We start from the raw sequence: 18365 nt of genomic DNA on the forward strand, positions 1-18365 counted from the left end.
AACCACAGAACCCCAACTCATCCGCGTCTGGCGCACCGAAGTCAGACTGGTCGATGGCACCTGCGCCCAAGAACCCACCGCCTGGGGCTGCCCCGACTCCACCGCCACACCCACACCCACCTGGTAAGAACCAAAGCACCCGGATTTCCGCGCGGCCCCTATGCCCCTGTACCCCTGTACTCCCCTGCACATGTTTGCAGGCTTCTCGTCTACGGCAAGAGGCTGGGCAAATTCCCAGGGAAACTTCACCCAGAAACTTTTTTCATAGGGTTCGCACAGGTTCCCTAAACTCCCTTCAAAGGTTGGGTTGCCATAGTTAAAGACATGAGGACGAGGAGAGAAAACCTCCACTCAAGAGACTGAGAATCTCACAGCGGCGATGGCCGCACCCTTTCAGAGAATGTGTGTAACCTCTGATGCTCCTCCCGTAAGGGATTAGGTGCGAAAATGTGTGTGTAGAAGAGAAGGCCGCAACCAGAAGGTTGCGGCCTTCTCTCTATCTCATAAAATAGTAAGCACTGACAGCTAGGGCGGTGGGCAGACAGCAAGGAGGTCACCGGCATGACAGCGCCCTCACAGACCGCCGAAAAGTTGGCTGCCAGGCTAACCGATTGCCCTGGATTCACACCAGCAGGCCCACCTCCCCCACTAAAAAATATGGGGGGGTAGCCCCTAGCCTGACAAAGGCCCACGATTCTACAATGGTAGAAATCTCAACGAGGAGACCACCATGACCGAACAGACCATCCAGTCCCGCCCGGCCGTACAGCAGGCATCCGCGCCCTACACCTACGAGGAGCGTATCGGCAGCAACTGGTCGCAAACCCTCACCAGCACAGCCCTCTTCACGGCTCTCTCAGCCAGCCTCATCTTCCAGGCCCACCTGCTCAATATGGTTCTTGTCTTCTGCTGCGTAGGTTTCGGTATCTACATCAGCCGCCGTCGAGCATCAGCAAAAAGAACCCTGCCTATCAGCTATGGTTTAGCCTCCCAGACGGTTTTCGCAGTGGCCGTCCTTGCCCTGCTCTACCCCGGCCTGGACGATCCCGCCAGCGCCGCCTGGCGCCTGCCCCTGCTTGCACTCACCACCCTGCTGTTCTACCGCTTCGTCACGCCCGGCTACCACCCCATGAGCAGGGAGCAGGGATGATAAGCATCCCATCATACACACCAGACAAAGACACCATTATCATCGGGGCTCCCCCCCCCCCCCCGCAGCAGCCTTGGTCACTGGTCTGGGCTACGGGTCTATAGCCTGGGGCATATACGCCGACAGCACCTGGCTGGGGTTTGTCTCAATCTTTCTCGGCGGTCTCGGCCTCGAAATGGCTCGTTTTCCTTGGCAGGGCAAGCATGTCTGGCAGGCAACCGGAATCCTCCTTCTCGGCCTGGCAGGTACCATGCTAGGAACCTTCCTCTTCTATTCCCTGCTCCCGGAGTCCATCGCACTCACGGCCTGGGGCACTGCGGCCCTCCACGCTGCACTCACCTATCTGCTCTACATCTTTATACGCAGGCTTCTACCGGTGCACCCACCCCACACAAGCAAGCACAGCACGTAGCTCCTGCACAGCAGGGACGCCCGCCCCGCTCCCCTGCCGCAGGGCAGGTAGGTGGGGCGGGCGTCCGCACCCTTGAAACTTGCGTCTAACGCCTAAGCGGCAGGCAGCTCGGGGAAGGCCTCAGCCACGCCGGCAAAGGTAATCTTGCCGGCATCGGTATTCAGCCCCAGGGCCAGGTCGGGGTTGTTGGCCAGGGCCTCGTCAACACCGGTAGCCAGCTTGAGCACGTAGGGCAGGGTTGCGTCGGTCAGGGCAATCGTCGAGGTGCGGGGCACAGCACCGGGCATGTTGGCAACGCAATAGTGACGGATGCCGTCCACCTCAAAAATCGGGTCAGCGTAGGTGGTGGGGCGGGAGGTCTCGAAGCAGCCGCCCTGGTCAATCGCAACGTCAATCAGCAGGGTGCCGGGCTTCATGGTCTTCAGATGTTCGCGGCGTACCACCTTGGGAGCCTTGGCACCGGGAACCAGAATCGAGCCGATCACCACATCGGCCTGAGTTATTTCACGCTCAATATTCGCGGGGGTAGAGTTCAGCACGCGCGCGCTGGAGCCGAATAGGTCAGACAGTTCACGCACGCGGGGGCCGTAGCCCTCAAGAATGGTGACCTCAGCGCCAGCGCCCACCGCCAGCTTAGCGGCGTGGGTACCCACGTTACCGCCACCCAGAACCACCACGCGGCCGGGGGCAACACCGGGCGCGCCACCCAGCAGAATACCCTGACCACCCTCGGTCGCCAGAGTGTACTGGGTTGCAGCCTGAGCCGCCAGGCGGCCCGCAACCTCACTCATAGGCAGCAGCAGGGGCAGGGCGCGGCCGCTCCGCACGGTCTCGTAGGCAATACCGCGAGTCTTGGCCCGCAACAGCGCCTCAGTCAGCGGCTTATCAGCGGCCAGGTGCAGGTAGGTGAAAAGGGTGAGATCCTCGCGCAGGTACTTGTACTCGGGTTCAATCGGCTCTTTGACCTTCACCAGCAGTTCAGCCTGGTTCCAGGCCTCGTCCTGGCTGACCAGGGCGGCACCCGCCCGCTCGTATTCCTCGTTAGAGAAACCGGCACCGGCACCGGCGTCCTTCTCAATCAGCACGTCGTGGCCCGCCTGAGTCAGGGCCAGCACACCGTCTGGAGTGAGGCCCACGCGCTGCTCCTGGGGCTTGATTTCGCGGGGCACACCAATGCGCATGAGGGGGTCTCCCATTCATTTTCGTCGCTGAAAACTATTGCGTTAGTCAGCCTACTCCCTTTTATTGAACAAAAACAAACCACCCCGGGTTTTCTTCATATTCATAGAAAACCCGGGGCGGACGGCGACTAGGCGAGCTCTTCCGGAGCAAAACTATGGGCCAATGCGAGCTATAGAGAAGGAAAAAGCATCCCCTCCTCATAGGCTGAATCGATACTGATAAGCTGCCATAGCTCAGTTGAGTACGTTTGGTTTCCCTGAATATGGTCAACCCAATCAGACAGCAGACGCAGAATATGAACGGGAGCTTCCACCGGTAAACCTGAATACTCTAAACCTTTTGCACCTTTCCACGGTGACTTTGCAACAGGACGGGTAAGACGCCTCCCCCACAGCCGGTTGTGGTGAGCGGCTAGATTCCGAAAGAAATTTACGTTACCAATAGCGCGTCTTAGCTCCTCAGCTCGTGTAAACCCTAGATCCTCCATCAACCGCTGTATCTGGTTAGTATCTTTCCAGGTGCTCACCATCTTAGAGAGATCCCCGAGAGACATCGCCTCAACCATTGCCCACAAAGGAACCTGCTGCCCCTGATTCACAAAGTGCTGAAGATACAGTTCTTCTCGATTCAAGGTGTCTTCAATGCTCCTCATCAAAGATTCACGGCTGCGAGTAAGACCCGCATGTTTAGCCTGCCAAGCGTCTAAGGGCATTCCACGAGGCGGCAAATTACTAGGGCGGGAGGGCTCATATGCGCTTCTCAAAAGATAGCGGGTAGGCCCATTCTCTGGCCCTTCAGCCAGACGAAAAGCTACCCGTGTTCTAATAACTTGGTTCAATCACCTGCACACCACGAAAAACCAGTAGCCGCATCTGATTATCGAGCGAGTAGACCGTTAGAAGCTGTTCGAGACTTGTGCCCGGCTTGAACTCGTCAGCCGGAGCAGGTTCCATAAACTGCTTAAAGTAGCCACTGAAACGGTAGTAATTCTGGTGCGCAAGGAAGTTAGCCAAAAGCGCCCGCTGTGAATCATCCAAAGGCAACCCACGCATCTCTAGTTTGGCTACCTGTTGGTCTATATCAAGCCATGGTTTGGTAGGCTGCGGAGGATGTTGTGATGCCAGATCTGAAGGCAGAATCATGTCTAAATTTTATAGAAAAATCCCCGTAGCGTACACGGCTAACGAATCAGCCAGTCCCAAAGGACCGTACGCAACGGGGATGAATGTTGCTCTATAGTCTACCCGATTTCTGTTCGAGTGTTGAGCCTACTCAAGGTAATCTGCTCAACATCTAGGGCTACGGGAGGACCTAGATGTAATCTAGGCCAGCTCGGCGGCGGCAGCCGGGTCGGAGTCGTCCAGGAATTTCTCGATACGCTCAGCCTCGTCCGCCTCACCAATAGCCGTAGCGGTCTGGCCCAGAATCAGCAGGGCCTTAAGGAAGCCCCGGTTGGGCTCGTGGCTGACCGGAATCGGGCCGTGACCGCGCCAGCCGTTGCCCCGCAGAGCGTCCAGGCCGCGGTGATAGCCCACGCGCGCATAGGCGTAGGCCTCAAGGGTTCTGCCCTCTTTCAGAGTTTCTTCGGCCAGCAGCGCCCAGGCCAAGGATGACTTGGGGAAGGCCTGCGCGAGATCAGCGGGGGCCTCACCGGCGCGGACGCGGGCCGTCAGCTCGGGCTCTTCGGGCAGGTAGGTGGGGGCGGGGCCATCCAACAGGTTCTTACCGGCAAGTGACATGGTTACTCCATTCAACTCAAATTCTTGTAACTACAAAAAGTCTACGCGTGCTCGGGAAAGAGCATCTCCAGCCCAGCTCTGCTGAGCCGGAAACGAAGGGGCCGAGAAGACGTCCTTTCTATAAGCTGTTGTTTCTCAAGTTCCTCAATATAGGCTCGCACTGTATTCCGAGACCTGTCCATGACCTGACTGAGAGTAACCCAGTCAAGACCTGCTCCCCCGCCAAAGAGATGGACTTGCCCTAGCACAAACAGAGAGTCCACGGCGCCTCGGGAGAGCTCCTCTCTTTCCTTGGGCAGGGCGTTAACGCGATCTGAAAGGCTACTCATGAGCTGCTTTTTAGCATAGAAATCACTAATAAGTTCCAATTGGGCGTCCCGGATAAAATCCAGCATCACCTGAGCAAAATAGGTGGCATCGCCCATATTCAAGGGGTCTTCCACCTCGCTAAAAGCCTTATAGTAGACAGCCTTTTTCTGATAGATGACTGCTGATAGGGTCAGCACGGTATAAGCCGAGAGCACCTCGTATAGCTGGGCACTCAGCATAAAACGCCCAAATCGACCATTACCGTCGTAGAAGGGATGTACTGCCTCAAACATGAAATGGGAGACTACCCGAGAGAGAAGAAAAGGAGCATCATCCTCTAAGTGCGTTAACATGGCCTGAAGCTGTAATTTCACGGATAATAAGCTCGTAAAGGTATCCTCTTTGAGCAGCTAGAGGAATATCAACAGCAAGTTGTCCAAGCGTTCGCTCGTTCAGGAGCACCTGCTCCTGTAAGACGAGAAGCTGAGGTGTGGAGGTATAGAAAAGTGAGTGATCGCCTACCTGAAAGGAAGTCTCAAAGCCACTGGCTTTCCTCCGACGGCCTTCTTCTTCGGCAGCTACAGCATCAAACTGGTGAAACACCGCTTTCAGGCTCTTGTACTTCTTCAAAGCCAACCCTTATCTCACAAAAATAGCTGTTTTTGGTATTTAGCTCCCATCATAGCCAGATGTATCTCCCAAAAACACCCCCTTCTGGGAGATAGCACCATCATCCAGAGCTCCTATCTCCCAAAAACCGCCCTTTTTGCGTTTCAGCAGGCGCGGGTGCCCTTCACCGGCTTTCACTCGCCGTTAACCGGCAGGAAACCTAGAGTGAGACATTAAGCAATCTACAGCTCCTACACTAAACCGTTGGGCATACACCCACGTCACACATTATTTATTCGCTTACCCAGAAAATGTGAGTACCCCCATGTCTCTTATCGGCAAAAATCTGCTGACCAACTTCTTCTCCTCACGCTCTTCACTCACCTGCACCTACAAGTGCGGTAACGCCTGTTTTGGTAGATGCAGCAACACATCCTCCAACGAATACTTCGGCGCTGTCACACGCCGATCTGCCCTGCGCACAGGCGGCCTGCTCACACTGGCCCTGGGCGGCGGCGCACTCGCCCCCACCAGCCCCGCAGCAGCCGCAGCAGCAGGCCCATCGACACGGTCAGGCCCCGGGAGCTCCTTTTACCAGCCGAGCAGCCCCGGCCTACAGTTCACCCCCGTCCTCCCCAACACCAGCGACAGCGTGACCGTCCCTGACGGGTACACCTACAACATCTTAATGTCATGGGGAGACCCCCTCTTCAGCGATACCCCCGCCTTCGACGTCAACGCCCAAACCGCAGCCAAGCAAGAACGGCAATTCGGGTTTAACAACGACTTCGCAGGGCTCTTCGAGCACCCCACAGACTGTACTCGGCTCGTCTATGTCTGCTCCCACGAATACACCACCGAGCCTCACATGCACCCGCACTACGACGCCGAAAACCCCACCGAAGAGCAGGTCAACATCGGCCTGGCAGCCCACGGGCAGACGATTCTTGAAGTGCAAAAAGACCCATGCTCGGGGAACCTGACCGCCCTAATCGATGCGCCACTCAATCGCCGTATCACGGGCAACACCCCCTTCACGCTCACTGGCCCAGCTGCCGGTAGCTGCCTCGTCACAACCTGCGCTGACCCCCGCGGAACCACCGTCCTTGGAACCCTGAATAACTGCTCAGGCGGCATCACCCCCTGGGGAACCTACCTCTCCGGTGAAGAAAACATTGACCAGTACTTCGCCCACCTTGAGGCGTTAGAGGGCAGAGCTCACGAAGGCACCCAGCGCATGGGTATCAAAGAGGGTGCAACCGAGCGTCTCTGGGAAAATTTTCACCCCCGCTTCGACCTGGCAGTCGAACCCAACGAGGTCAACCGCTTCGGCTACATCGTCGAGATTAACCCCTTTGACCCTGCATCCACCCCGGTCAAGCACACCGCGCTCGGCCGTTTCAAGCACGAGGCCGGCAACGTGCACGTGACGAACGACGGAACCGTGGTCTGCTACTCCGGCGACGATGAACGCTTCGAATACATCTACAAGTTCGTCTCCAGCCGCAAAATCATCGAAGGCGATACCTGCCACAACATGACCATCCTCGACGCCGGAACCCTCTATGTAGCGTCCTTGCAGGGCAATTCATGCCCTACAGAGATTGACGGCGCAGGCACTCTCCCCTCCGACGGTACCTTTGACGGAACCGGCATCTGGCACCCGCTTGTCACAGCCCACGAGGACGGCTCCGCAACCTCCCACGTCGCGGGCTTCACCCCCGAAGAGGTCTGTGTGTACACCCGCCTGGCGGCAGACCAGGTGGGGGCCACCAAGATGGACCGGCCCGAAGACTTTCAGACCAACCCTGCCACCGGCCTAACCTATGTGGCTCTCACCAACAACAAGTACCGCGGTGCCACCGGTGAGGATGCCTCCTTTAGCAAGGAGGACGTGACCGAATACGCGCCCATCCGCGAGAACAAAAATGGCCTGGTTATGGAGATTGACGACCAGCACGCAGGTACCTGCTTCACCTGGAACCTGCTTCTGGTCTGCGGTGACCCCGACGAAGCCTACAGCTACTTTGGCGGGTTTGATAAGACCCAGGTCTCCCCTATCTCCTGCCCCGATAACCTGGCCTTTGACCCCTACGGCAACCTCTGGATTTCCACCGACGGCAACGCTCTGGGCACCCACGACGGGCTGTACAGTGTTGAGCTTTCGGGTGAAAACCGAGGGCAGGTCAAATGCTTCCTCACGGTGCCTACCGAGGCAGAAACCTGTGGGCCCATCATCTGTGAGAATCGGGTGCTGGTCAATGTGCAACACCCCGGTGAAGGCGACGAGTCAACGGTAGAGAACCCTTCTTCCACCTGGCCTGATGGCCCCGGCAGGGTGCCTCGCCCGTCGGCGGTGGTCATCTGGCGTGAGGACGGCGGCAACATTGGCCTAGAGGCCCACAGCAACTAGCAGGCCACACCGCGGCGTCCACACTGTCTGCTGCCTCTGCGCTGCCCCGCGCGTCCGTCCGCGTCCCACCCGCGAATGTGCCACTTATTGCCGAATGTGCCGCCCTGTCTCCCCCACGTGGCAATAAGTGGCACATTCGGCCTTAAATACTAAAAGGTCGGCCCCCGCACACGCGGGAGCCGGCCTTTTAGAGTGCCAGGAGGTTCCTAGCTACAGGGGCTACTTGCCGGAGGTACCGGCGGAGCCGAGCTGCTGGGCAGCTTCAACAACGCGCGCAGCCATACCAGCTTCAGCAGCTGCACCCCAGACGCGGGGGTCGTAGGTCTTCTTGTTGCCGACCTCGCCGTCAACCTTGAGCACGCCGTCGTAGTTGCGGAACATGTGGTCCACAACGGGGCGGGTGTAGGCGTACTGGGTGTCGGTGTCGATGTTCATCTTGATAACACCGTAGGAAACTGCGTCTGCGATTTCCTGCTCGGTGGAGCCTGAACCGCCGTGGAAGACCAGGAAGAAGGGCTTATCGCCCTTGCCGTACTTGGCACCAACTTCGGTCTGGATTTCCTTGAGCAACTCGGGGCGCAGGTGAACGTTACCGGGCTTGTAGACGCCGTGGACGTTACCGAAGGTCAGGGCTGCCATGTAGGTGCCCTTTTCGCCCAGGCCGATAGCCTCAACGGTCTTGATGGCGTCCTCAACGGTGGTGTAGAGGGAGTCGTCGATAGCGCCTTCAACGCCGTCTTCTTCGCCGCCGACTGCGCCGATTTCAACTTCGAGGACCTGCTTGGCCTTGGAGGTGCGCTCAATCAGTTCCTGAGCAATCTGTAGGTTCTCTTCGAGGGAGATAGCGGAGCCGTCCCACATGTGAGAGTTGAAGATGGGGTCTTCGCCGCGGGCTACTGCCTTCTCTGATTCTGCCAGCAGGGGCAACACAAAGTCTTCGAGCTTGTCTTGGGGGCAGTGGTCGGTGTGCAGGGCGATGTTGACGTCGTACTGCTTAGCAACTTCGCGGGCGTAGGCCGCAAAAGCCAGTGAGCCGACAACCATGTTCTTCTTGTTGGGGCCTGACCAGTAGGCTGCGCCGCCGGTTGAAGCCTGGACGATGCCGTCTGAGCCTGCCTCTGCGAAGCCGCGAATGGCTGCGTTCAGAGTCTGTGAGGAGGTGACGTTGACTGCGGGGTACGCAAAGCCCTTGGTGCGGGCGTTTTCGAGCATTTCTGCGTAGACTTCAGGGGTTGCAATAGGCATGCTGACTCCTTGGTTGTCGGTGGGGCCACCCGGTTGGCAGCCACAGTGAGTTGGTGCCGTGCCCGGTGGGTTCTTGCAGCGCGGGGTTCGCGGTACAAGGACGCCGGTGGGTGGGCTCCTGCCTGCCTCTCAGTCTATCAAGGGGGCGGGGCTTCTGGGGAGGTTTCCCACATTAATTTCGGGCATAAACCCACAGAAAACAATGTACTTCGCAGGGGTATTAAGCACCCTAACACCGGTTTTTCAACAGAACCGGTGTTAGAGCGTTGGGTTTTTATGGGTTTAGCCCGGGCTAGAGGCCAAAGATCCAGACCGCCAGGGTCATGGTCACTGCGGTAATCACCACGATGCAGAAAAGATTGAGCCAGAGGCCTCCCTTGACCATCTGCCCGATGGTCACATAGCCCGAACCATAGGCAATCGCGTTGGGCGGTGTAGCCACCGGCAACATAAATGCACAGGTGGCAGCCAGGGCAACGGGAATGGCCAGCAGCATGGGGTCATAGCCCATACCGATGGCAATACCACCCGCAACGGGCAAGAAGGTTGCAGCGGTTGCGGTGTTGCTGGTCAGCTCAGTCAAGAAGATAACGCCAGCGGTCACCAGCAGAACAATGACGAGCACGGGCATCACGCCCATCTGCTCTACGGAATCACCGATCCACTTGGTCAAGCCTGAGCTGGTGAACTGCCCAGAAAGAGCCAGGCCGCCACCGAAGAGAAGCAGCACACCCCAGGGCAGCTTGGTTGCGGTCTCCCAGTCAATCAGGCGTACGCCCTTGTTGGCGGTGCCTCCCGCAGGTAGGGCGAAGAGGAGCAGGCCAACAGCTACAGCGATTCCCGCGTCGGTAATCGGGGTGCTCTCTGGCCAGATGATGGGCACAAAAATCCAGGCCAGCGCAGCGGCGATAAAGATGATGAGTACCCGCACCTCACCGGCGCTCATAGCCCCTAGCTTGGCGTATTCGTTGGCAATGAGCTTCTTGCCGCCGGGAATCTCATCAATCTCTGGCTTGAAGAGAACCTTGGTGAGCAGGAACCAGCAGAAGAAGAGCACCACCACAGAGAGGGGCACGCCCACCAGCATCCACTGACCAAAACCAATATGCACACCGTGGGTATCGGCCATGTAGCCAGCCAGTAGGGTGTTGGGCGGGGTGCCAATCAGTGTGCCCAGCGAACCGATGGAGGCAGCGTAGGCAATGCCCAGCATAAGGGCGGTTCCAAAATCAGACTTAATAACCGCCTGCTTGACTTCCTCGCTATCGGGGGTAGCGGCGTCCCCAATCTGAATCGCGGTGGTGCCTGAGGCCTGAGCGATCAGCATAAGCACGGAAACACCGATAGGAATCATCATCACAGCGGTTGCGGTGTTTGAGACCCACATGGAAAGAAAACCGGTTGCCACCATGAAACCCGCTACCATCATCGAGGGCTTGGTACCCATAATGGTGAGGGTCAGCAGGGCAATGCGGCGATGCAGGTTCCAGCGTTGCATTGCAAGAGCCAGCAAGAAACCGCCCATGAAGAGGAAGATGATGTTGTTGCCGTAGCTAGCGCCAATGTCGTTGATTTCGACCTCGGCGTTGAAAACCGGGAAAATCACCAGCGGTAGCAGGGCGGTGGCGGGAATGGGCAGGGCCTCGGTCATCCACCAGGCCCCCATGAGGACGGCGGTGGCTGCGGTCAGCCGCGCGGCGTCGGGCACCTCCTCGGGCATAATGACGTAGGTGAGAGCGGCTGCAAGCAGGCCACCGAACAGGCCAATCAGACGCTTCTTACGTTCACCGGGTTCGACCTCTGGGGCCTGAGAGCCGCGGGAGCGGTGAATCTGATCAATAGACTGTGTGGGGGCCGCACTATATTTCTGCAGATGGTCGCCTGTGATATGGGGCTTTTCCATCTCAACCTCACTTCGTTGTGTGTGTTGGTGCCGGGAGTCTACTAGCTCATTGCGAGAGCATGTTCTCCCGGGCAAAGTGTGTATACAGGGATTTCTTTACTGTACCTGATAAGCGCTGATGTGAAGCGCCCCGGCCACTTCTGTTACTTGCCCTGCCTCGGCTAGGGGCCCGGAGCGTCCCTGCACATAGCTCGACTCCACCAGCCCAGCCCGCGCTAGTGAGTGGCCTGGCGAACTTCGCGGCGACGGTCAGCGATAGTAAAGACCATCCCCAGAGTAAGGGTCACCAGAATTGAGCCAAAGGCGGCGATGATGCCGATATTCCAGTGGTAGCCCGCTTCAACCAGGCCGTATAGAACTGACGGGATAATAGCTGTGCCAATGGCTGTGCCCATCCGCTGACCCAGCGAGAGCACGCCACCAGCTACACCGCTCACGGCGGGTGACACAGAGGCCAGGGTCAGCGTCTGGTTGGGCGAGATGACCAAGCCACCACCTGCACCAATCAGAATCAGCGGTAGCGCCAAAAACCAGACCGGCAGCAGACCCTGCTCAACCGGGGTGATAGAGAACATGGTAGCCACGATTGAGATCATGGAGAGGCTAAACCCCACCATGACCAGTCGGCGGCCCATGCCCAGCACCCGGCGCCCCGCCCAGGGAGCGGCGAAAGCCGAGAGGATCGATGAGGGGATTGTAATTAGTGCGGCCATCAGTGCGCTCTCACCCAGGTGATTTTGTACGTAGATGGGGATGACCAGCCAGATACTGGTGTTACCCAAAAAGTAGAGGGTGACGATGAGAATGCCATTGCGGAAGGCAGGGGTGGTCACCAGGTCCATGTCGAGCATGGGTGGGCGGCCTACTCTCTTGTAGCGGCGCTCCCACCACATGAAGAAGCCGATCAAGGCCAGACCTACCGGAAGCGACGCCCATACCAGGGGGTTACCGCTGCGTTCTACAAAGGGAAAGAGGGTGGCGAAGATAGCTACTGCCAGGGTGACCATACCAACCGGGTCAAGGTCGAGACGGGAGCGAGCTGACAGTTGGGCAGGAGCCTGCGGGCGATCGTTGGGGATCCAGCGCTGGGCTAGGAGTAGACCGAGCAGGCCGATGGGCACGTTTATCATGAACATCATGCGCCAGCCCAGGGTCTCGCCAAAAATTTGTATCAGAAAGCCACCCAGCACCGGTCCTACGATTACAGCCAGGGCTACCACAGTGCCGAACATACCGTAGGCGCGGGCCCGGGTCTGGCCGGTGAAGCTGGCCTGAATGATGCCGGTGGTCTGAGGGTTGATGAGGCCTGCACCCAGGCCCTGGATCACACGGGCTGCGATGAGGACGCCGATGGTTGGTGCGAGTGCACTCAGCAGGGATCCTAGGGTGAAGAGCCCCACGCCGAGCATAAACATGCGGCGGCGGCCGGTGGCATCGCCAATGCGTCCGGCGGCGACCAGGGGCACGCCGAAGGCCAGGGCGTAGCCAGAGACAATCCACTGGGTGACGCTCGATCCTGCCTTGAGGGAGTGCCCGATGGGGGTGAGAGCCACGTTGACTACCGAGATTGCCATGAGCGCCATGAAGAGCGGAATCAGCAGGGCCACCATGAGTTTGCGAGCGCTGGTGTTGGGCGGCAGGTTGACCTGGTCCGGTGGAGCAGGGCGCTGCGCGGGAGCTTGTGCCGGTAGGGGGTTGGTCTCTGGTGGTATTTTCACTGCTGCGTTTCTTCTCTTGCGTCCGTGGCGTACAGTGCCATTGTAAACCCGCTTAGTTCAGCAATGAAACATTTGATGTGTAAAGTTTTGCAGAAATGCAAACTTTTCTTAGGTTGGCGCCCTAGCGGACGCGCTGGCCGAACTCGTGGCGGCGAATCCAGGCGTGCATGGCGATACCGGCAGCAGTTGCCGCATTCATGGAACGGGTGGAACCGTACTGCTCGATCGACAGGGTCGCCTCAGCTGCCGTGTGAATCCCTTCAGAGAGACCCGGGCCCTCCTGCCCGAAAACCAGCACGCAGTCTTTGGGCAGGTCGTAGGTTTCAAGCTGCTTGGAGTCGGGGAAGATATCAATACCTATAATCGCTAGCCCCTCCCCCTGTGCCCAGGCCACAAAGTCTTCAACGGTAGGGTGGTGGCGCACGTGCTGATAGCGGTCGGTGACCATAGCGCCGCGGCGGTTCCACCGCTTCTTGCCAATGATATGCACCTCTTTAGCTAGAAAAGCGTTGGCAGTGCGCACCACGGTGCCGATATTGAGGTCGTGCTGCCAGTTCTCGATGGCTACGTGAAAGGAGTGGCGTCGGGTGTCGAGATCGGCAACGATGGCGTCCATACTCCAGTACCGGTAGCGGTCAAGGACGTTGCGGCGGTCGCCCTCGCGCAGTAGCTCTGGGTCCCACCAATCGCCTTCGGGCCAGGGGCCCACCCAGGGGCCGACGCCGATTTCCCGCTCCGTGCTCTCGACTTCGGCCTCAGTTGCTTCTAGGTCTGCCACTTAGTCCAGGCCCAGGTCGGTCTTGGAGTAGGCGTAGAGGCAGGGCACGCCCGCAACTTCTTCAATGTGCTCCTTGGCGCCGGTAGCGCGGTCAACGATGACGGCGACGGCTACCACCTCAGCGCCTGCCTTGCGCAGGGCCTCAACAGCGGTGAGGGCGGAGCCACCGGTGGTGGAGGTGTCCTCAACGGCGACCACGCGACGTCCTTCAACTGATGGGCCTTCAACCTGGCGGCCCATTCCGTAGGACTTCTGGGCCTTACGCACGACAAAGGTGTCGATGGCGCGACCCTGGTCACCTGCGGTGCGCATGATGGCGTGGCCGACAGGGTCGGCACCCATGGTCAGGCCACCGGCGGCGTCAAATTCAATGTCAGCTGAGTCGAGCAGGTCAAGCATGACCTGGCCAACCAGGCGGGAGGCCTCGTGGTGCAGGGTGATGCGGCGCAAATCAACGTAGTAGTCAGCTTCTTTACCAGAGGCCAGGGTGACCTTACCGCGCACGACGGCTAATTCACTGATGAGCTCGCGCAGACGTTCGCGTGCTTGATCGATGGGGAGGGTGGTGGAGAGGTTAGTCATGCTTTTTAGTCTAAAGGACGCTACCGCCTAGCCGGGGGCAGGCAGGGCGAGTTACCGCCGGGTGAGCCGATTAGCGCAAGGACGCTCGGGCCCAGCTCGTCACAGCAAGCAGGCAGGTTGTACGCCCGCCCAGCCCACCCGCTACCTGGGCACGGCAGCCCGGAGTTTGGTGACCATCTCCTCATATTCAGCGGCCGGGTCAGAGTCCGCGACGATTGCCCCACCGGCTGCCAGGGTGAACAGACCGTCGGAGTGGGCTACTAGCGTCCTAATGACAATGGAGAGGGCGGCTGAGCCGTCGGCGCCCAGGTAGCCCAGGGCACCCGAGTAGACCCCGCGGGCCCGGCCCTCAAGCCGGTCGATGATAGCCATGGTGGCGGCCTTGGGTGCGCCGGTCATGGAGCCGCCGGGGAAGCAGGCGGCCACAGCCTCCAGGGCGGTGACGCCCGGGCGCAGCTGCGAGACAACGGTTGAGACCAGCTGGTGCACTGTCGAATAGGACTCCACCCCCATGAGCACCGGCACCCGCACGCTCTCGGGGTAGGAGACCATCGACAGGTCGTTGCGGAGTAGGTCCACGATCATGAGGTTTTCGGCGCGGGTTTTGGGGTCGCTGGCAAGCCAGGTGGCTGCCTGCTGGTCTTCGTGGGCGGACGCGCCCCGCGGCACGGTGCCCTTGATGGGCTTGGCTTCAGCGCGGCCCTCGGCAGTGACCGTCAGGAATTTTTCGGGAGAGGACGAGAGCACCGTAAAGTCATCGCAGCGTAGGAAGGCCGCGTAGGGGGCGGCATTGGCCTGCCGCTGGGCCAGGTAGAGACTGAGCAGTTCGTCAGCATCTAGCGGGGTAGCCAGCTGCACTGAAGTCTCGGCCGTCAGGCATACCTCATAGCTGTTGCCCTCAGCGATTTCAGCCCGAGCGCTGGCAATAGCGGCCAGATAATCGGTGCGGTCGGGCAGGGGAAAGTCAGGTAAAACCACCTGCGAAGCATATTCCTTTTTAGCTATACATATAGATGAAGTGAATATTTCTTGCAGTTTTTGTGCAGTGTCTTCAACCCAGTCAGCGGGCCCTACCAGCCAGCATCTCTCGCTGGCATGCTCAAGGATGAGGTAGTGGGTTGCTGGCATCCATAGGGCATCTGGGGTATGGGCTACCCGCTGAGGGTGCTCCCCGTGAAAGGCAGTGACCTCTAGGTCGGCATGGGTTTCGTAGCCCATGAAACCCACATAGCCGCCCAGCAGGACGCCGATGGGCGGGGCGTCCTCATCCTTGGTGACCGCAGGGCGCGGCGCAGCCTCCACAAAGTCGGGGAGCACCTGCCAGATGCTGTCGCGGTAGACCTGCTGGGGGCGGCCACTCACGTCAAGCAGGTCAACCTGCCCCGGCTGCCCGTAGCGCAGCACTCCCCCACCCAGGGGCGCCCCCAGGTAGGAGTAGCGGGACATGGGCGACTCGTCGCGGGCCGAATCCAGCCAGAAGGCATACGAAGACCCGCCAGCCAGCAGAGGAAAAGCGACGGCGGGTTCTACCGAAAAGTTCAGAGCACGACAGGTTAGAGAAGTCACCGACTCATTGTAACGGGGTAGGCAGGGGTTTTACCTGCCCAGGCTTGGTGTGGGGCTGGCGTCAAAGAGCTGCTAGGGCGGGGGTGGAAGTTCTACCTGCGCAAGCCTGGCTCGGGGCTGGCGTATAGGGGTGGCTTGCGCAGGTAAAACCGTAGCTAGCTGCCATCGAGCTAACAAAGGCCGGCGGGTAGCTAGCGAACCTGCGGGGTTTCGCCATTTTCTGAGACCATAGGTTTCTCAGCCTCCTGCCAGGCACCCATGCCGCCGATAACGTTGACGGCGTCGAAGCCGTACTGGGTCAGGTAGGCTGCGACGCGCAGGGAGCGGCCACCAGCGCGGCAGATGACGTAGACGTCCTCGTCGAGGGGAACTTCGCCGTAGCGCTCGGGCACCTCGCCCAGGGGGATGTGCTGGGCGCCTTCGATGTGGCCTTCTACCCACTCGTAGTCTTCGCGTACGTCCAGAATTTTGGCGTCTGCGGGGATTTCGTCGACGGTGACCTGGCGGATATCTTCGTTCATCGCTGAACCTTTCTTTCGTGGTGGTTCCTTCAGCCTATGCCGGGGGGTCTTAGGCTTCAAGGCTGGCCCCTTGGTTTAGCCTATAGCGTGCCCTGTCTGCGGCTTTTGAGCAGGGGTTTTCGTAATAAAACTTCCCTATCTTCTTTATTTTCAGGCAGGACGGCGGGGTGCGGTGTGTAGCCGGTTCTTCAGTGTTTAATGGGTCTATGTCTAACCGTGCCGGCACTCTTGCCACTCCAGAAGATCTTGTCAATATTGATGAGCTGCTTGCCGCCTACCGCGAGCGCACTCCCGACCTGAGCGACCCTGCCCAGCGTGTTGCTTTTGGCACCTCGGGGCACCGGGGTAGTTCGTTGAAGAGCTCCTTTAATGATGCGCATATTGCTGCGATTTCACAGGCGATTGCTGAATACCGGGCGGGGCAGGGTTTTACCGGCCCGCTGTTTATGGGTAAGGATACCCATGCGCTCTCTGGGCCCGCGCAGGATACTGCGCTGGAGGTTCTTGCGGCTAACGGTGTCACTGTGCTGCTGGATGAGGCGGACGGTTTTGTGCCTACCCCGGCTCTCTCCCATGCCATTATTGTGCACAATGCTAACCCTGAGTGTGGCGGGCAGGCTGACGGCATCGTTATCACCCCTAGTCATAACCCGCCCGCAGACGGTGGTTTTAAGTACAACCCTCCTCACGGTGGGCCAGCAGATTCCGATGCGACCGGCTGGATTGCCCAGCGCGCTAATGAACTTTTGGAAGGTAATAACGCTGACGTCAAGCGTCTGCCTCTAGAAGAGGCTAGGGCTGTTGATACGACCGGTACCTACGACTATCTGGGTGCCTACGTTGCTGAGCTGGGCGAGGTCATCGATATGGATGCTATTCGCTCTGCCGGCGTCCGTATCGGTGCAGACCCTATGGGTTCTGCGTCCGTTGAGTACTGGAAGCGTATTGCTACCGAATATGATCTGAACCTGACCGTGGTTAACCCCGATGTGGATCCCCAGTGGGCTTTTATGACCCTGGATTGGGATGAGAAGATTCGCATGGACTGCTCTTCACCCAACGCCATGGCCTCCCTCATTGCTAACCGCGATAAGTACGACATCGCTACCGGTAATGATGCGGACTCTGACCGCCACGGTATCGTCACTCCCGATGCTGGTCTTATGAACCCCAACCACTACCTCGCTGTAGCCATCGACTATCTCTATACCCACCGTGATGGTTGGGCAGCGGATGCGGGAATCGGCAAAACCCTGGTCTCTTCGTCCATGATTGACCGCGTGGCTGCTGCACTGGGTCGCACGCTGGTTGAGGTTCCCGTTGGTTTCAAGTACTTTGTGGACGGTCTTAGCGCCGGCACTATCGGCTTTGGCGGCGAAGAGTCCGCAGGTGCCTCCTTCTTGATGCGAGACGGCAGGGTCTGGACCACCGATAAGGACGGCATCATCCTCGCCCTCCTTGCCGCTGAAATTATTGCTGTTACCGGCAAGACTCCTTCCCAGCGCTACGCGGAACTGGCCGCAGAATACGGTGCGCCGGCTTACGCCCGTGTGGACGCCGCTGCTAGCCGCGAGCAGAAGGCTAAGCTGTCCAAGCTCTCCCCGGCGGACGTCACGGCCTCCGAACTGGCGGGTGAGGTTATCACCGCCAAGCTCACCGAGGCTCCCGGTAACGGAGCAGCTATCGGCGGTCTTAAGGTCACCACCGAAAACGCCTGGTTCGCTGCCCGCCCCTCCGGCACCGAGGATGTCTACAAGATCTACGCTGAGTCCTTCCTCGGCGCTGACCACCTGGCGCAGGTGCAGACTGAGGCGAAGAAGCTAGTGGATGGCGTCATCGCCTAATACCCAACTCCATTTCCAGTGGCCCCACCCGCTCTGATGAGCGCACCGGTGGGGCCTTTGTGTAGGTAAATAGGTTGGGCCCTATGCCTTAAGAAAATTGACCACCAAGTTTAACTAAGCTGGTTGAGAAGAGTATCGTTACCTAGCGAGCAGATACCTCAACCAACGACCGGGGCTTCTTTGGCCACCCCCGCATGCTAGCTAACCTTTTCTCCGTAGAGCTCTGGGAGCGTTTCTCTCCCCCTCCCCTGCCTCCCCATGATGGGCACCTTAGAACTTCAAAGGGACCGCACAGTATGCGGTCCCTTTGAAGTCTTCTAGTTCTCCTGTGACGTTCTACGGCCCCTGTGGGCGGCACCAACGGAAAAGCGGGGGCCGGGCGGACGCCCCGCGC

At 59.0% G+C, this 18365-nt stretch carries 17 protein-coding genes; 4 read left to right on the plus strand and 13 right to left on the minus strand.

What is annotated here, in order from left to right:
* Positions 1–730: 730 nt before the first annotated feature.
* The gene (locus L6966_RS03145) at positions 731–1150 is read left to right on the plus strand and encodes a hypothetical protein (protein ID WP_237225333.1); all 420 of its coding nucleotides are present in this window, start codon (positions 731–733) and stop codon (positions 1148–1150) included.
* Positions 1151–1223: 73 nt separating this feature from the next.
* Positions 1224–1562 carry a hypothetical protein gene (locus L6966_RS03150; protein ID WP_237232860.1) on the plus strand — a complete coding sequence of 113 codons (339 nt, stop codon included), beginning with the start codon at positions 1224–1226 and terminating at the stop codon, positions 1560–1562.
* A gap of 92 nt (positions 1563–1654) precedes the next feature.
* Here the strand turns inward: L6966_RS03150 and ald are convergent, their stop codons facing one another.
* The 6 genes from ald to L6966_RS03175 form a co-directional block, all read right to left on the minus strand.
* Entirely contained in the window at positions 1655–2743 is a 1089-nt protein-coding gene (gene ald, locus L6966_RS03155) for an alanine dehydrogenase (RefSeq protein WP_083090652.1), read from the minus strand.
* Between the two features lie 170 nt (positions 2744–2913).
* On the minus strand, positions 2914–3582 hold the full coding sequence (locus tag L6966_RS03160) for an Abi family protein (RefSeq protein ID WP_272878782.1): 669 nt from the start codon (positions 3580–3582) through the stop codon (positions 2914–2916).
* Positions 3566–3886: an Abi family protein gene (locus L6966_RS12080; RefSeq protein ID WP_272878783.1), complete on the minus strand. Its 321-nt coding sequence runs from the start codon at positions 3884–3886 to the stop codon at positions 3566–3568. The genes L6966_RS03160 and L6966_RS12080 overlap by 17 nt, the downstream gene beginning before the upstream one ends.
* A 180-nt stretch (positions 3887–4066) precedes the next feature.
* Positions 4067–4483, minus strand: coding sequence for a DUF3151 domain-containing protein (locus tag L6966_RS03165; protein WP_237232861.1), 417 nt, complete (start codon positions 4481–4483; stop codon positions 4067–4069).
* Between the two features lie 41 nt (positions 4484–4524).
* The gene (locus L6966_RS03170) at positions 4525–5145 is read right to left on the minus strand and encodes a Fic family protein (RefSeq protein WP_237232942.1); all 621 of its coding nucleotides are present in this window, start codon (positions 5143–5145) and stop codon (positions 4525–4527) included.
* Positions 5123–5422, minus strand: a complete 300-nt coding sequence (locus tag L6966_RS03175) for a hypothetical protein (RefSeq protein ID WP_237232862.1) — start codon at positions 5420–5422, stop codon at positions 5123–5125. The genes L6966_RS03170 and L6966_RS03175 overlap by 23 nt, the downstream gene beginning before the upstream one ends.
* Positions 5423–5714: 292 nt before the next feature.
* On the opposite strand from L6966_RS03175, the gene L6966_RS03180 reads away from it, so the two are divergent.
* Positions 5715–7814, plus strand: coding sequence for a PhoX family protein (locus L6966_RS03180; RefSeq protein ID WP_237232863.1), 2100 nt, complete (start codon positions 5715–5717; stop codon positions 7812–7814).
* Between the two features lie 219 nt (positions 7815–8033).
* On the opposite strand, the gene fbaA is transcribed toward L6966_RS03180, so the two are convergent.
* The 7 genes from fbaA to L6966_RS03215 form a co-directional block, all read right to left on the minus strand.
* Complete coding sequence (gene fbaA / locus L6966_RS03185) at positions 8034–9059, minus strand: class II fructose-bisphosphate aldolase (protein WP_083090583.1); 1026 nt, start codon at positions 9057–9059, stop codon at positions 8034–8036.
* A gap of 292 nt (positions 9060–9351) precedes the next feature.
* Positions 9352–10962 carry an SLC13 family permease gene (locus tag L6966_RS03190; protein ID WP_237232864.1) on the minus strand — a complete coding sequence of 537 codons (1611 nt, stop codon included), beginning with the start codon at positions 10960–10962 and terminating at the stop codon, positions 9352–9354.
* Positions 10963–11177: 215 nt separating this feature from the next.
* Positions 11178–12680 (minus strand): MFS transporter, encoded by a 1503-nt coding sequence (locus L6966_RS03195; protein WP_237232865.1) that lies wholly within the window; start codon positions 12678–12680, stop codon positions 11178–11180.
* Between the two features lie 121 nt (positions 12681–12801).
* Complete coding sequence (locus tag L6966_RS03200; RefSeq protein WP_083090585.1) at positions 12802–13458, minus strand: TrmH family RNA methyltransferase; 657 nt, start codon at positions 13456–13458, stop codon at positions 12802–12804.
* A complete protein-coding gene (gene pyrE, locus L6966_RS03205; protein ID WP_237225328.1) occupies positions 13459–14040 on the minus strand; it encodes an orotate phosphoribosyltransferase in 582 nt (193 codons plus the stop codon). It abuts the gene before it with no gap.
* Positions 14041–14181: 141 nt separating this feature from the next.
* The gene (locus L6966_RS03210; protein WP_237232866.1) at positions 14182–15606 is read right to left on the minus strand and encodes an anthranilate synthase component I family protein; all 1425 of its coding nucleotides are present in this window, start codon (positions 15604–15606) and stop codon (positions 14182–14184) included.
* Positions 15607–15797: 191 nt separating this feature from the next.
* Positions 15798–16127: a rhodanese-like domain-containing protein gene (locus L6966_RS03215; RefSeq protein ID WP_237232867.1), complete on the minus strand. Its 330-nt coding sequence runs from the start codon at positions 16125–16127 to the stop codon at positions 15798–15800.
* Between the two features lie 206 nt (positions 16128–16333).
* Here L6966_RS03215 and pgm point away from each other — a divergent pair, with 206 nt between their 5' ends.
* Complete coding sequence (gene pgm / locus L6966_RS03220) at positions 16334–17971, plus strand: phosphoglucomutase (alpha-D-glucose-1,6-bisphosphate-dependent) (protein WP_237232868.1); 1638 nt, start codon at positions 16334–16336, stop codon at positions 17969–17971.
* Positions 17972–18365: the final 394 nt, after the last annotated feature.

The organism is Rothia nasisuis, assembly GCF_928381405.1.
Taxonomy (GTDB): Bacteria; Actinomycetota; Actinomycetes; order Actinomycetales; family Micrococcaceae; genus Rothia; species Rothia nasisuis.

Excerpts from the sequence above, each read along its gene's own strand:
- L6966_RS03145 (WP_237225333.1), top strand. The coding sequence starts at position 731 with ATGACCGAACAGACCATCCAGTCCCGCCCGGCCGTACAGCAGGCATCC.
- ald (WP_083090652.1), bottom strand. The coding sequence starts at position 2,743 with ATGCGCATTGGTGTGCCCCGCGAAATCAAGCCCCAGGAGCAGCGCGTG.
- L6966_RS12080 (WP_272878783.1), bottom strand. The coding sequence starts at position 3,886 with ATGATTCTGCCTTCAGATCTGGCATCACAACATCCTCCGCAGCCTACC.
- L6966_RS03165 (WP_237232861.1), bottom strand. The coding sequence starts at position 4,483 with ATGTCACTTGCCGGTAAGAACCTGTTGGATGGCCCCGCCCCCACCTAC.
- L6966_RS03170 (WP_237232942.1), bottom strand. The coding sequence starts at position 5,145 with ATGTTAACGCACTTAGAGGATGATGCTCCTTTTCTTCTCTCTCGGGTA.
- fbaA (WP_083090583.1), bottom strand. The coding sequence starts at position 9,059 with ATGCCTATTGCAACCCCTGAAGTCTACGCAGAAATGCTCGAAAACGCC.
- L6966_RS03190 (WP_237232864.1), bottom strand. The coding sequence starts at position 10,962 with ATGGAAAAGCCCCATATCACAGGCGACCATCTGCAGAAATATAGTGCG.
- pyrE (WP_237225328.1), bottom strand. The coding sequence starts at position 14,040 with ATGACTAACCTCTCCACCACCCTCCCCATCGATCAAGCACGCGAACGT.
- L6966_RS03215 (WP_237232867.1), bottom strand. The coding sequence starts at position 16,127 with ATGAACGAAGATATCCGCCAGGTCACCGTCGACGAAATCCCCGCAGAC.
- pgm (WP_237232868.1), top strand. The coding sequence starts at position 16,334 with ATGTCTAACCGTGCCGGCACTCTTGCCACTCCAGAAGATCTTGTCAAT.